This is a genomic window from Vagococcus sp. CY52-2, assembly GCF_022655055.1.
Taxonomy (GTDB): domain Bacteria; phylum Bacillota; class Bacilli; order Lactobacillales; family Vagococcaceae; genus Vagococcus.
In genome coordinates, this window is sequence record NZ_CP093384.1 from 116170 (window position 1) to 131961 (window position 15792).

Sequence of the window (15792 nt, forward strand, 5' to 3'; positions counted from 1 at the left end):
ACCTTGTGAAAGATTGCGGTTTATCTATGCAATATGTTAGGATAAAAAGTGTTTATAAAGGATAGGAGTGTCTAGAATGATAGAGATAAGTACGACAGTGGACTCATTAGAACAGGCACGTCAACTGGTCGAATTGGATATTGATGTAATTTGTTTTGGAGAAGAAGAATTTGGGTTACGTTTACCGCATTATTTCACAAGAGAAGAAATGACTGAATTGGTTCAATTAGCTCATAGCAAAGGAAAAAAAGCACGTGTAGCAGTAAGTGCCATTATGCATCCAGATAAAATGGAGCTTATTCCTGAATATTTGGTTTTTTTAGAATCAATTGGAGTAGATGATATTATTGTAGGCGATCCTGGTGTGATTTATGTCTTACAACGAGATGGATATAAACTACCTTATGTATATAATGCTGAAACAATGGTGACTAGTTCAAGGCAAGTAAACTTTTGGGCAAAACGTGGGGCAACTGGTGCAATTTTAGCTAGAGAAATTCCATTTGAGGAGTTGCAACAAATTGCCAAAGATACGCAAGTCTTTACTGAAGTTTTAGTGTATGGTGCGACGTGTATCCATCACTCAAAACGCCCATTGATTACAAATTATTTTAATTTTACGAAGCAACAAGACAATGTTTCTAAAGAAGATGGGTTGTTTATATCTGAACCTAAAGATGAAGAAACGCATTATTCTATTTTCGAGGATAAGCATGGGACACACATTTATGCCACAAATGATGTAGACTTAATGTTTGAATTAAAAGAATTATATGATGCTGGTTTAAGACATTGGAAATTAGATGGTATGTATACTCCTGGGGAAGATTTTGTGAGTATTGTTTCAAGTTTTATTACAGCTAAAAAAGCGTTGATTGGAGACACTTGGGCACAGGATTTGGCAAAATCGCTACAAAAAACGATTATGGAACATCATCCAAAAGGAAGAAGTTTGGATACTGGCTTTTATTATTTAGATCCTGAGGAAATAAAATAGGAGAGAATAAAGATGACAAATACATTGAAACGACCAGAAGTACTGGCTCCAGCTGGTACGCTTGAAAAATTGAAAATTGCGATACATTACGGGGCAGATGCTGTGTATATTGGTGGGAATGCTTACGGCCTAAGAAGTCGTGCTGGGAACTTTTCTTATGAAGAAATGGAAGAAGGTGTCGCGTTTGCCAAAGAACGAGGAGCAAAAGTTTATGTGGCAGCTAACATGGTGACGCATGAAGGAGATGCCAAAGGAGCTGGTGAGTTTTTTAGAAAATTGCGAGATATTGGCATTAGTGCGGTAATCATCTCTGACCCAGCATTAATTGAAGTATGCATTACCGAAGCACCTGGTTTACCGGTTCATTTGTCGACACAATCTTCTGCGACAAATTTTGAAACATTAGAGTTTTGGAAAAATGAAGGACTAGAACGAGTGGTGTTAGGTCGTGAGGTCTCAATGGACGAGGTAGCGAAAATTCGTGAGAATACGGATATTGAAATTGAAGCCTTTATTCATGGTGCGATGTGTATTTCCTATTCAGGTCGTTGTACCTTATCAAATCATATGAGTCACAGAGATGCTAACCGTGGTGGGTGTTCACAATCATGTCGTTGGAAATATGATTTGTTTGATATGCCATTTGGTGAAGAAAGACGTTCATTAACAGACACTGGTGAAGTGAGTGAGCCGTTTTCAATGAGTGCGGTGGACATGTCAATGATCGAACACATTCCTGATTTAGTAAAAAACGGTGTCGATAGTCTAAAAATTGAAGGACGCATGAAGTCGATTCATTATGTATCAACGGTATCTAATGTCTATAAAAAAGCAGTTGATAGCTACATGGCTGATCCGGAAAATTATGTGTGTAAACAAGAGTGGATTGATGAACTGTGGAAAGTGGCACAACGAGAATTAGCAACTGGTTTTTATTATCATATTCCAACAGATGAGGAACAATTATTTGGAAAACGTCGGAAAATCCCAGTGTATAAGTTCATTGGTGAAGTGTTAGAATATGATGACGAAACTAAAATTGCTACTATCCGACAACGAAATCATTTCAGAATCGAAGATCGTATTGAATTTTACGGACCTGGATTTACTCACTTTGAACAAGATATCAAAGAGATGTGGAATGAAGACGGTGAGTCAATTGAAAAAGCGCCAAACGCTATGATGATTGTCAAAATGCCAGTCGCACAACCAGTTAAACCTGGTGATATGATTCGTAAACAGAAGTAAGAAGGGAGAAAGTATATGAAAACATTTGATTATATAGTGATTGGTGGAGGTAGCGGTGGAATAGCTTCTGCTAATAGAGCTGGGATGCATGGGGCTAAAGTACTATTAATAGAAGGAAACGAGCTTGGTGGGACATGTGTCAATGTTGGATGTGTTCCTAAAAAAGTCATGTGGTCAGCATCTCAAATGAATGATATGCTGCATCATCAAGCCTATGAATATGGTTTTGATATAACAATTGACGGATTTGATATGGCACGTTTGGTAGAAAATCGCCAAACGTATATCAAACGATTAAATGGTTTGTATTTAAAAGGGCTAGAAAGTAATGGAGTGACTCATATTAAGGGTTACGCTAAATTTAAAGAAAAAAAGGTGGTCGAAGTAAATGGAGAAACATTTACTGCTCCTCATATTTTAATTGCGACAGGTGGGAAAATTGTTCGCCCGAATATTCCTGGAGCAGAATATGGTATTGATTCAAATGGATTTTTTGAATTAACAGAACTACCAAAACGAGTGGCAGTAGTTGGAGCTGGATATATCGCAGTGGAAATCGCTGGCGTATTACATGGCTTAGGTGCAACGACTCATTTGGCATTTAGACGTGACACATTTTTACGTGAATTCGATGACTTATTAATTCAAGGATTAACTGAAAGTTATGAGAAAAGTGGCATGAATTTACATGCAAATAGTGTACCAAAGAGTGTTGAAAAAACAGCTTCTGGTTATGTTTTGTCCTTTGAAAACGGAAAATCAATCGAGGTAGATGAAATTGTCTGGGCAATCGGTCGAGTACCAAATATGGATGGGTTAAACCTTGATGTGACAGATGTTGAATTAACGGATAAAGGTGCAATAAAGGTAGACCAGTATCAAAATACCACACAAGAAGGTATTTATGCTGTTGGAGATGTCATTGATAAAATTAATTTAACACCTGTAGCAATTGCAGCAGGACGAAGATTATCCGAACGCTTATTTAATAATCAAGATAATTTATATTTAGAGTATCATACCGTTCCAACAGTTGTATTTTCACATCCAGCGATTGGAACAGTTGGTTTAACAGAAAAAGAAGCTAGAGAACAATATGGTGAGGATGTTAAAATATATACGTCTAGATTTACACCAATGCAGTTTGCGATTACTGAAGTTCGCGAAAAATGTTGGATGAAACTTGTGTGTGTCGGAAAAGAAGAAAGAATTGTTGGATTACACGGTATTGGATTGGGTGTTGATGAGATGCTACAGGGATTTGCAGTTGCTGTAAGAATGGGTGCAACTAAAGCTGATTTTGATCAAACTGTTGCCATACATCCAACAGGAGCAGAAGAATTTGTCACAATGAGATAATGTGTGTAAAAAACGTTGTTTAAATTTATTATTACTTGATAACGAGTTGAAAAAGTTTTGAAACTACTTGACCTATCGGGTATAATGGGTTTGTTAAATAGATATATATAAGGAGGATTATTTATGGATATCGAATTTTTGGCACGATTCCAGTTTGGTATGACAACTGTCTTCCATTTCTTTTTCGTGCCAATGTCTATCGGGATGGCATTCGCTGTTGCGGTAATGGAGACAATGTATGTTGTTAAAAAAGAACAAATCTATAAAGATATGGCAAAATTTTGGGGAAATATTTTCTTAATAGGTTTTGCTGTAGGGGTTGTAACAGGGCTTATCCAAGAGTTTCAATTTGGAATGAACTGGTCTGAATACTCTCGTTTTATGGGGGATATTTTTGGAGCACCTTTAGCAGTTGAAGCATTACTTGCTTTCTTTATGGAATCAACGTTTATTGGACTATGGATGTTTGGTTGGGACAAATTCAATGAGAAACTGCACTTATTATTTATTTGGTTAGTATCAATCGGAACAGCTTTATCCGCGTTATGGATTCTTGCGGCAAACTCATTTATGCAAAATCCAGTGGCCTATTCAATTAATGAAGCAACAAATCGTGCAGAATTAACAAGTTTTGTTGGTTTACTAAAAAATCATCAATTATGGGTAGAATACCCTCACGTCTTATTTGGAGCGATTGTGACAGGTGGTTTTGTCATTGCTGGCTCATCAGCATGGAAAATGCTAAAAAATAAGGACATGGAATTCTTCAAAAAATCAATGAAAATCGGTTTAATTATTGGTTTGGTTGGTTCAATTTTAACCATTGTTGCTGGACACCAACAAATGATTGCTGTTGCAAATGATCAACCAATGAAATTTGCAGCAATGGAAGGTATCTATGAAGATACTTCTTCACCAGCTCCTTGGAACATTATTGCATCAATCGATACGAAAGATAAAGAAACAAAATGGGAAATTTCTGTTCCTTATTTATTAACTATTTTAGGTGGGGAAGATAAATATATTGGGATGGATCAAGCCAATAAAGAACTACATGATGAATATGATGCCAAATTTGGTTCAGAGATGGATTACTATTTACCAGTTAAGACTCTTTTCTGGGGATTCAGATTTATGGCTGGTTTTGGTTCTTTAATGGCATTGATGGCCATAGTGGGATTATATCTCCTTCGTAAAAATAAAATTCAAAGTTTGAAATGGATGCTATGGCTATTTGTAGCAGGTATTAGTTTCCCATTCATTTCTAATACATTTGGTTGGTTAGTGACTGAATTAGGACGTTCACCATGGACTGTTTATGGACTATTTACAATCGCAGATAGTGTGTCTCCTGGTGTATCAGCAACATCATTGTTAATTAGTAATATTGTTTACTTCTTATTATTCAGTGTATTAGGTTATGTGATGTTTATTTTCTGTAAACGTGCAGTGAAAAAAGGACCTTACTACGTTAATCCATCTGAAGCGAAAAAAGATGGTATTGACCCATTTGCAAAGGGGGTTCTGTAAATGAGTAATTTACAATTTTTATGGTTCATTTTAATCGGCGTTCTATTTTCAGGATTCTTTTTCTTAGAAGGATTCGACTTTGGTGTTGGAATGGCTACTAAGCTAGTTGCTCGTAACAAGCGTGAACGTGATCAAGTCATTGAAACAATTGGGCCCGTTTGGGAAAGTAATCTGGTTTGGTTAATTACTGCTGGAGGTGCAATGTTTGCTTCATTTCCAGAGTGGTATGCATCTTTATTTAGTGGGTTCTATTTAATTTTACTATTTATTTTAGTTGGTTTAATTATTCGTGGTGTATCTTTTAAATTTAGAAGTAGTTCTGAAAATGCAAAAGAGCGTAATACTTGGGAATGGGCATTATTTTTAGGTAGTGTGATTGTACCATTTCTATTTGGTATGATGTTTGTCGACTTAGTTATAGGTCTTCCACTAGATGCTACTAAAAATGTGATGAATGCCACCTTTACTGATTATATTAATTTATTTTCTATCGTAGGTGGTGTGGCCGTGACGTTAGTGAGCTTTTTACATGGCTTAAACTACTTACGTCTTAAAACAGAAGGAAATGTCCGTGAACGTTCATTGGCTATGGCAAAAAAATTATACCCAGTATTATTTGCTGGTTTAGTCGTTTTTGCGATCTTAGCTTATTTGAAAACAGATTTCTTTACTGAACGTTTTACATCTTCATTGGTCCTTTTAGTTTTAATTGTTGTTTTTGCCGCACTTTCTGCTTATGGCACTTATAAAGATAAAGAAGGATTATCATTTATTTCAACTGGATTAGTCTTCGTTGGGATTGTAGCATTCTTATTTAATGGATTATTCCCACGTGTTATGATTGCCAAAGACTCACAATTTAGTTTATTAATTGAAAATGCATCAAGTACACCGTATACATTGAAAGTAATGACAATTGTTACAGTTATCTTATTACCAATTGTGTTACTTTATGTGGCTTGGGCATATAAACAATTTACAAAACGTGTCAAAATTGATAGATAAAAGGAGTTGTACCTAATTGATTGATAAGAATTTATTTCGTATTGATAAAATTAGGTCAGTCTTAATTGGGCTTGTAGGATTAGGAATCCTACAAGCCTTATTAATTATCGGACAGGCTTATTTTTTATCAAAAGGGATTAGTGCGTTATGGAACGGAGAATCTGTCGCATCGCAAACGATGTCGCTTATTTGGTTTTTTTCTTGTTTTTTTGGTAGACAGTTAGTGTTGTATGTACGAGATAAATCTCTTGATAAGTATGCGTATCAAGAAGCAAGAAAAGTCCGACAACAATTGCTACAGAAAATATTTCGTTTAGGGCCTAACTTTGTTCAAAAAGAAGGAACTGGAAATATGGTCACGATGACGATTGAAGGCATTGACCAAGTGGAGAATTATATTACGTTAATTTTACCGAAATTAACGAATATGATGGTGATTCCTTGGCTTATTTTATTGTTTGTTTTCACGCAGGATATTCGTTCTGGTGTCATTTTATTACTTGTCTTTCCAATTATCATCTTATTTATGATTATTTTAGGATATGCGGCACGAGCAAAAGCAGATAGACAATATGAGGGATTTCAACTATTAAGCAACCATTTTTTGGACTCACTGCGAGGAATTGAAACACTCTATTTTTTAGGGCTTAGTAAAAAATATGAGAAAAAAGTATATGAAATAAGCGAAGATTATCGAAAAGCAACAATGAGTACGTTGAAAATAGCCATCTTATCAACCTTTGCGTTGGATTTCTTTACTACATTATCAGTTGCTATCGTCGCTGTATTTTTAGGTTTTAAGTTAATGAATGGTCAAATTGAGTTGTGGCCTGCTTTAACAACATTAGTATTAGCTCCAGATTTCTTTTTACCATTACGAGATTTTTCAAATGACTACCATGCGACATTAGATGGTGGAAATACATTAAAATCTATTTTTTCAATTTTAGATCAAAAAGAATTAGCAAATGATGAAACAATTGACTTAAAAGGTTCATGGAATGAATCAGATAAATTATCATTAAAAAATATGTCGTTAAAATATAATGAATCACAAGAAGGAACAACCTTGACGGATATTTCTTTTGACTGGCAAGGTAGTGGGAAAATTGGAATTGTTGGGTTATCAGGATCTGGTAAGTCAACGTTGATTAAGCTATTAGGCGGATTCTTAGAAGCAACAGAACCAAGTATTCATATTAATCAGTCTGCCATGACAAATCTACACAAAAAAGCATGGCAAGATCAATTGTTTTATATTCCGCAAGACCCTTATATATTCCATGGTTCATTAAAAGAAAATATTACATTTTATCGACCTGACGCTAGTTTTGAAGAATGTGCTGAAGCAGTGAAACAAGCGGGTCTAATTGATGTCATAGAAGAATTACCAGAAGGATGGGATACAGTGATTGGTGAAGGTGGTCACCTATTAAGTGGTGGGCAGTATCAACGTATTGCTGTTGCTAGAGCCTTATTAGATAAAGAACGAAATATTTTATTATTTGATGAACCTACCGCCCATTTGGATGTGGAAACAGAGTATGAACTAAAAGAAACGATATTGCCATTATTTGAAAATAAGTTAGTATTTTTTGCGACACATCGTCTACATTGGATGAGAGAGATGGACTATATTTTAGTAATGGAAGATGGAAAAATTGTTGAACAAGGAACATATCATGAACTGCGAGCTAAAAATGGTGCCTATCAATACTTTGTAGATCAATTGAAAGGAGGGTTATAGAAATGAAACAAAATTATCTATTATTAACTAAAAAAGATCAATGGGTTAGACCATTTTTTAAAAAGTATAAAAAATTATTAGCTTTAGTTTTGTTTCTTGGGTTTCTAACCTTTTTTTCAGCAGCAGCTTTGATGTTCACATCTGGCTACTTAATCAGTAAGTCCGCTGCAAAACCTGAAAATATTTTGTTAGTTTATGTTCCAATTGTGCTAACACGTGCATTTGGTATAGCAAGACCAACATTTCGATATGTTGAGCGTTTAGGGAGCCACAATTGGGTGTTAAAAATGACCTCTGATATACGTGTTCGTTTATATCGTTCTCTTGAAACTGAAGCGGCAAACACGAAAGAAAATTATCAGTCAGGAAGTTTATTGGGTATATTATCAGAGGATATTAATCATATTCAAAACCTCTATTTGAGAACGATTTTCCCAATTTGTACGTCGTATATTTTGTATCTTTTTATTATTATTGGACTAGGTTATTTCTCATTACCATTTGCTGGGTTAATGCTATTATTATTCGCGTTGATTTTAGTGGTATTACCACTAGCAGCAGTGTTGGTTAATAATGCTAGAGTATATCGTAAAAAAGCAAAGAAACATGATCTCTATAATGATTTAACGGACGCAGTATTAGGTGTTGCTGATTGGCAATATAGTGGACGATATGAAGAGTTTTTAACACGATATAATGAGGCAGAAGCTAACGTTAGAAAAGAGGATTACCAATTAAATCGTTACTCTCGTTTAGAAGGTATTATGAAGCAATTGATTTTTGGTATCATAGCTGTTGTTTTATTTATATGGGCTGGTAATTATTTTATTAGCCAAGGTAATCAAGCAGCCTTAAATTGGATAGCAGCCTTTGTTTTATCATTTTTCCCATTATTAGATGCTTTTGGGCCGGTGAGTGATTCGGTAAAAGAGTTGCCAATCTATGAAGATACTGTGCAACGTTTATCTAAGTTACCAAATCCTGAAAAGAAAGAAATGCATGAAGTAAAAGAAGAGATGACATTAACTAATACAACAATTGAATTAGAAGCTGTTAGCTTTAAATATCCTCAAGGTAAAAGAGCGTTATTATCCCATTTTAATCTGACTATACCAGAAGGACAAGTTGTGGCGTTACTTGGAAAAAGTGGAACAGGAAAAACAACGTTAACTCAGATTATTCGGGGTGATTTAGTACCAACTACTGGGAAAGTTTTAGTAGGTGGCATAGATATAAAAGAATTAGTAGGACAACAAGCAAACTATTTTGGCGTATTAAATCAACACCCTTACTTGTTTAACACAAGTTTGAAAAATAACGTGCGTCTAGGTAATTTGGATGCGACAGATGAGGAAGTATTAGAAGCGATTGAAGCAGCAGGGTTAAAACGCGTGGTTGAACGTCTTCCCCAAGGAATGGATACGTTAGTTGAAGAAGGTGGTAAAAGGTTTTCTGGTGGAGAACAGCAGCGTATTGCATTAGCAAGAATTTTATTACAAGATGTACCTATTGTTATTATTGATGAACCAACCATAGGATTAGACCCATTAACTGAAAAGCAGTTGTTAGAAACTGTCTTTGTAGCATTAAAGAATAAAACAGTTATTTGGATTACTCATCACTTAGTTGGCATCCATCACGCTGATAAAGTGGTCTTTATTGAAGATGGTAACATTGATATGTCAGGTAGCCCTAAGGAGTTATTAGAGACTAATAATCGATTTGAACAACTTTATCAAATGGACGTTTACGAGTAAAAAAGACACTCCTGACTAATGGGAGTGTCTTTTTTATTAAAAATTAAACAAAATATATATTTTTGATTGATTCAATATACTAAAACAACTTTACAATTACCAACAGAAAAGGTAGTATTAATACGAGTATCCAATTAATACTGATACACGTTAGTGAGTAAGATGAATAGTGGAGGGAGCATAGTATTATGCCGTTAGAGGAGTCTGTTATAGACGTTCAATTATATCAAGATGAAACGAAAAAACCAACTGAACGAAGTATTATCTTATTACCTGTTCAGAATATTACGACTAAGAAAAATCAATTATTATTAAAGTGGTCAAATCGTAAACAAAAATTATCACAATCAATTATTACAAAAGCAGTAACGTTATTTATGGCTGAGTGGGAAAAAATATTTTCATTATATCCTATTGACCGTGTGTTCTTAGACTATACTGCACATGAAAGAATAGAACTGTTAGTCACGTTTGATGCAAGTAGATTATATTCTAATACTCAAATTAGAAATATAAAAACGAACGCTCCAAGAATTTTCAAAGAGACGATGAGAGAAGCATATGATCAATTAGGAATTTTAGAACAACCATCCCAAATTAATGGTACTTTTACTAGTATGGACTATGATAATTACGATAACACTCAAGCAAGAGTACCTAGTATTAGTCAATCAACATCTACACCGAAAAATCATCATTCACAAGATTTTTTAGATGATGGATTATTAGAAAAGCAACAAAGAATTTATGAGTTAGAACAAAAAATTGCAGAAAATGCTCAAGTCATTAAATCATTTGAATTGGATTTAAAAACAGCACAACGTGAGTATGAATTAAAAATCAATCAAATGAGTCAAGAAAATGACAGCTTAAAACAAAAAGTAATCTCATATCAAGATAACGAGATTGATTACAGACAACAACTACAAATAAAGCAATCTGAAATATTAGATTTAAAAAATAACGTGAACGAGCTAAACTCATCACTTGAACAAGATGTAGAGTCTTGGAAGCAAAGATACCAACAAACTCAATATGAAAATGAAGAACTTCGCTTAGTTATTACTGAAAATCAACAATTTGAAGAACAAGTACAAGAATCATTACGAGAAGCGACTCTTAAACTTAAACAAAAGGAAGATGAATTAGCGAATCTTATACAAGAAAATAATCTAAGTCAAAAAGAATCGCAACTAAGAGAACAACAGCTACATTCAGAAAATGAACGTCTTCAAGATCAACAAGATAAACTAGATCGATTACTTGAAGAAAGACAAATGATTATTCAACAATTAACTGATGAGTTGACTCATAAAGAACAAGAAATGAAGAAACTAACGTTTGAACATCAACAAGCAGTGCAAGAATATCAACATCAGTTAGATCAAAAGGATAAAGAATTTGAAAATCTTAATTATTCTAAAAATGAAGAAATTAAGCGATTATCACAAAGATTAGAAAAACAACAAGAACTAGTTAATCAGTTAATGAGTTCACAAGAATTAACGCAAGCTAAATGGCAAGATAACTATACTCGTTTGGAGTCTAATTATCGAACGGCAGCTAGTCGAGTATTTGATTTAGAAAAAGAATTAGCTAAACTAAAACAATCAAATTATGCCAAATTGAATATGCAAAATTCTGATTTTTCTTCTATTTCGTTGGAAAATGAAACTGTTACACCAAGTATTGATCTTCCAAAGGCATCTGACGTTCCCGTATTTGACCCAGTAGATATGGTGACAGAAGAAAATAGTTCAGTTGAATCAAGTGACTTGGAAGCATCATCACAGATTGATTTGGACGATACTCTCAACCAGTCTTATCATTATACAGATGAAGAGGATAGTTATGATGAAGATGAGTATGACTATGAAGATGAGTATGACTATGAAGATGAGTATGACTATGAAGATGAGTATGACTATGAAGATGAGTATGACTATGAGTATGATGACGATATTTTAGGATATGATGATGAAACGATTATGGACGATGTTGATAGCATATTAAGTGATACTGAGGATGAAGAAGGCAAAGAAAAAGTTCGTAAAAAAGAATTTTTAGCATTTGAAAGTCAGCTTGATTTATTGTCTGAACGTTGGAAAAAACTTGACAAGCAAGACATTAAATTTAAAAAATGGGCTGAACCCAAAATGAAACAATTTGATCGCTTTTATAAAAAATTAGATGAAAATATTAAAGCCCCAAAATTGTTATCAAGAAAATATGTTATGACCGAAGAAGTTTGGGGAGAAATTCAAGCGTATGGACTAATCAGTCGTCATCTACAAACAATTTTAGATTATGAAGGTTAAGTATAAAAAGCCCCTTTTTTAAAAGGGACTTTTTTATAATATTGGGATTAAAAAATACGATAAATCTTTACAAGAGATGCAACAATTTGATAGATTTATTAGTGTAGGTATAAAAAAAGAGTAGGGGATGACGTATGGAATTATTGTTTACTATTGTTTTAATATTATTTTCAACTAAAGTTGCTGGGCATTTATCTGTTAGACTTGGTCAACCAGCAGTTTTGGGGAAACTACTGATTGGTATTTTAATTGGACCAGCAGTTTTAGGATTAGTACAAGACTCAGCTATTTTTCAAGAATTTTCAGAAATAGGGGTTTTATTGTTGATGTTTTTAGCTGGACTTGAAACAGATGCAGATCAGTTAAAAGAAAATTGGAAACCATCAGTTGCTGTGGCGGTATTAGGTATCATAGTACCATTTGCTAGTGCTTTTGCTATGGGAGAATTATTTGGGTTTTCTTTCAATGAAGGAATCTTTTTAGGCGTTCTTTTCTCTGCTACTAGTGTGAGCATTACCGTTCAAGTGTTAAAAGAAATGGGCATGATGCAAACAAGAGAAGCTACAACCATATTAGGTGCAGCCGTTGTGGATGACATTTTAGTTGTGACGTTGTTAGCGTTTGTGATGTCCTTTATGGGAGAAGATACATCTAGTTCTTCTGTTCCATTGTTACTATTCAAAAAAGTTCTATTCTTTGTTGTAGCATCTGTTGTAGGCGTTTATATTGTTCCTAAATTCCTAACATTATTTTCAAAGTTTAAAGTCACTGCTCCTGTAACAGCAGGTGCGTTAATTGTAGCATTTGGCTTTGCTTATTTTGGTGAAATGCTAGGTATGGCTGGGATTATTGGAACCTTTTTAGCAGGATTATTTATTTCTCAGACGTCTTTCCAACATGAAGTGGAAAAAACAGTTGATCCGATTGCGAATGCCTTATTTGTACCATTTTTCTATGTCAGTGTAGGTATAAGCATTTCGTTTGATGGGGTACTAAGTCAAATGGGATTCTTAGTTGCTTGTACAATCATAGCTATTTTATCTAAACTATTTGGTGGCTTCTTAGGAGCGAAGATGACAGGATTTGATAATCATGCATCGCTTGCTGTGGGTTCAGGTATGGTATCACGAGGTGAGGTAGCCCTGATTATTGGAACAACAGGATTAGCAACAGGCCTACTATCACAAGAATATTACACAACAGTTATTATTTCAGTGATATTAACAACGTTGATTGCTCCACCAATGTTAAAACATTACTTTATGAAACTATATCCAAAAAAATAATTTAATCAAACAGTCGAAATATTTCGGCTGTTTTTTCTTATATTAAGTAAGCATATAATTTTACTTACTTAATGTTAGCTGATATAGTATAAACATCAAATAAATAAAAAGGATTGATTAACACATGTCAAATTTTGTAGAACTATTAAAAAAACGTCGTTCAATATATAATCTTGGGAAAAATATCTCTCTATCTAATGATGAAATTGTAGAATTAGTAACAGAAGTTGTCAGAGAATCTCCTACTGCTTTTAATTCTCAAAGTCAACGTGTAGTATTTTTATTTGATGGTGCACATGAAAAATTATGGAGTATGACTGAAGAGTTATTAAAACCTTTAACACCACCAGAGGCATTTGAAAATACAAAAGAAAAATTAAAAGGATTTGCTAATGGAAAAGCAACCATTTTATTTTTTGAAGACACAGATATTGTGAAAGGATTACAAGAACAATTTGCGTTATATGCAGAAAACTTTCCTATTTGGTCGGAACAGGCAAGTGGTCTAACTCAATCCAATGTTTGGACAGCCCTTGCAGAAAAAAATATCGGGGCTAATTTACAACATTACAATCCAATTATTGATGAATCCGTATCAAATGAGTGGGGTATTCCACAGAATTGGAAATTACGTGGCCAATTAGTGATTGGATCCATTGAGTCTCCTGCTCTAGAAAAAGAATATATGGAAAATGTCGATCGTTTTAAACGTTTTAATTAATACTTGATGGATTCATAAAAAGTTCTTATTTGAATAGAAGAAATATCATATTTATTATCTACTCTATAAGCATACCAACAAAACAACCCTAACAAACTTTTTCATTTTATTTACTCCTCCAAAGTAAATAAAACAACTCCTTTAGTCACTAGTATAAACTAGTGACTTTTTTATGACGATTAAAGTGCTATTCAAATAACAAATACATTCTTTTTTTGATTAACAATACATTTCAATTAATCTGAAAATCGATTAAAAACAGAATAACGAAAGTAGAATGAAATGTTTTTGTAACATTTCCTTTATCTATTTGACATATCACTATGTTAAAATAACGGAGTCGTCAAGGAAAGAGAAATTAATAATTAAACACATTTTATATAAATTTAGACAAGTTATTCGGAGGAAGAAAATTGAAGAAGAATATTTTATCAACGATTATGGTATGTTCTATTGCATTAACAGCTGTAGCTAGTCCAAGTATTGCATTAGCAGATTCTGTGGATGTTCAAATTAAACAACAAGATGAAAAAATTAACGCTTTAAAAGGTCAACAAGAAAAAGCACAAGCTGAAATTAATGCTTTGGAATCAAAAGTAGCTTCTGTGAACGAAAAAGTTTCATCTTTAGAAGCTAAACAAGCTAAATTAAGCCAAGATACTGAAAAATTACAGAGTGAGATTGCAACATTAAAAGTTAGAATTGCAAAACGTGAAAAATCAATCCAAAAACAAGCACGTGATGCACAAACAAATGGACAAAGTACAAACTATGTGAATGCTGTTTTAGAAGCTGATTCATTATCAGATGCCATTAGTCGTGTTCATGCAATGAGTACCATTGTAAATGCAAACAACGATTTAGTAAAACAACAAAAAAGAGATCAACAATCAGTTGAAGAAAATATTCAAGAAAATGAAGCAAAAATAAGTGAAATGGCTTCAACACAAAAAGAATTACAAAGTCAAAAAGATTCATTAGCTTCACAACAAGCTGAATTAAATGTACTAAAAACAACTTTAGCAGCGGAACAAGCAACAGCTGAAGGCGATAAAGCTAAATTAAATAAACAAAAAGAAGAAGCAAAAGCTGCACAAATCAAAGTGTTAAAAGCGCAACAAGAAGCTTCTGAAAAACCTGTAGCTGTTAAAGCTGTTAAAGCAGAAAAAACAGTAGACGAGAAGAAAACTGAGACAACAACACAGAATAGTACATCATCGTCAAGTGAACAATCAAGTTCAACAGTACAAGAAAGTAAACCGGTAGAAAAACCAACTACTGAAACAACTACGTCATCAAGTGAAACAACTACATCATCAAATGAGACACCAAGTTCAACTCCTAGTGGAAATACAACTTCTAACGGTAGTGGAGTAGATCATTCAGGGTCAGGAAATATGTATGCTGTGGGGCAATGTACTTGGTACGTGAAAAGTGTTGCTCCGTGGGTAGGTACTTATTGGGGTAACGGTTGCCAATGGGGAGCTTCTGCTGCGGCAGATGGTTACACTGTTAATTCGACCCCAGCAGCAGGTGCGGTAGTAGTATTTGCAGCAGGTCAATCTGTTGGTGGACAATGGACAGCAGATGGTTCTTATGGACATGTTGCTTATGTTGATTCTTACAATGCTTCAAATAATACTATTACAATTTCGCAAGGTGGTACTGGATTTTCTTCACCAACTGGACCAAACAGCCAAACAATTAGTGCGTCAGGATATACTTATATTCATCGCTAAGATTAAATAATTTGAAACACACAACATATTATATGCTATATGTTGTGTGTTTTTTTATAAAAATATTTCTTAAATAAATCGACTT

Annotated in this window: 11 protein-coding genes; all 11 read left to right on the forward strand. The window is 34.0% G+C overall.

Going from position 1 to position 15792, the window contains the following annotated elements; all coding sequences use genetic code 11:
- Positions 1 to 76 precede the first annotated feature (76 nt).
- The 11 genes from MN187_RS00600 to MN187_RS00650 all read left to right on the forward strand — a co-directional run bounded on the left by MN187_RS00600 (position 77) and on the right by MN187_RS00650 (position 15707).
- Positions 77 to 997 (forward strand): peptidase U32 family protein, encoded by a 921-nt coding sequence (locus MN187_RS00600; RefSeq protein ID WP_241699588.1) that lies wholly within the window; start codon positions 77 to 79, stop codon positions 995 to 997.
- Between the two features lie 12 nt (positions 998 to 1009).
- Positions 1010 to 2245 carry a peptidase U32 family protein gene (locus tag MN187_RS00605; RefSeq protein WP_241699587.1) on the forward strand — a complete coding sequence of 412 codons (1236 nt, stop codon included), beginning with the start codon at positions 1010 to 1012 and terminating at the stop codon, positions 2243 to 2245.
- A gap of 15 nt (positions 2246 to 2260) precedes the next feature.
- Positions 2261 to 3604 carry a glutathione-disulfide reductase gene (gene gor / locus MN187_RS00610; RefSeq protein WP_241699586.1) on the forward strand — a complete coding sequence of 448 codons (1344 nt, stop codon included), beginning with the start codon at positions 2261 to 2263 and terminating at the stop codon, positions 3602 to 3604.
- Positions 3605 to 3727: 123 nt separating this feature from the next.
- Positions 3728 to 5134 carry a cytochrome ubiquinol oxidase subunit I gene (locus MN187_RS00615; RefSeq protein ID WP_199500923.1) on the forward strand — a complete coding sequence of 469 codons (1407 nt, stop codon included), beginning with the start codon at positions 3728 to 3730 and terminating at the stop codon, positions 5132 to 5134.
- Positions 5135 to 6139 (forward strand): cytochrome d ubiquinol oxidase subunit II, encoded by a 1005-nt coding sequence (gene cydB, locus MN187_RS00620; protein ID WP_199500922.1) that lies wholly within the window; start codon positions 5135 to 5137, stop codon positions 6137 to 6139.
- 16 nt (positions 6140 to 6155) lie between these two features.
- Entirely contained in the window at positions 6156 to 7886 is a 1731-nt protein-coding gene (cydD, locus tag MN187_RS00625) for a thiol reductant ABC exporter subunit CydD (RefSeq protein WP_242093988.1), read from the forward strand.
- Positions 7887 to 7888: 2 nt separating this feature from the next.
- Positions 7889 to 9643, forward strand: a complete 1755-nt coding sequence (gene cydC, locus MN187_RS00630) for a thiol reductant ABC exporter subunit CydC (RefSeq protein ID WP_242093989.1) — start codon at positions 7889 to 7891, stop codon at positions 9641 to 9643.
- A 188-nt stretch (positions 9644 to 9831) separates the two neighbouring features.
- Positions 9832 to 11961 (forward strand): coiled-coil domain-containing protein, encoded by a 2130-nt coding sequence (locus MN187_RS00635; RefSeq protein WP_242093992.1) that lies wholly within the window; start codon positions 9832 to 9834, stop codon positions 11959 to 11961.
- A 134-nt stretch (positions 11962 to 12095) separates the two neighbouring features.
- Positions 12096 to 13247, forward strand: a complete 1152-nt coding sequence (locus tag MN187_RS00640; RefSeq protein ID WP_117973517.1) for a cation:proton antiporter — start codon at positions 12096 to 12098, stop codon at positions 13245 to 13247.
- Positions 13248 to 13371: 124 nt separating this feature from the next.
- The gene (locus tag MN187_RS00645; protein ID WP_117973516.1) at positions 13372 to 13968 is read left to right on the forward strand and encodes a nitroreductase family protein; all 597 of its coding nucleotides are present in this window, start codon (positions 13372 to 13374) and stop codon (positions 13966 to 13968) included.
- Between the two features lie 413 nt (positions 13969 to 14381).
- A complete protein-coding gene (locus tag MN187_RS00650) occupies positions 14382 to 15707 on the forward strand; it encodes a CHAP domain-containing protein (protein ID WP_117973515.1) in 1326 nt (441 codons plus the stop codon).
- Positions 15708 to 15792 lie beyond the last annotated feature (85 nt).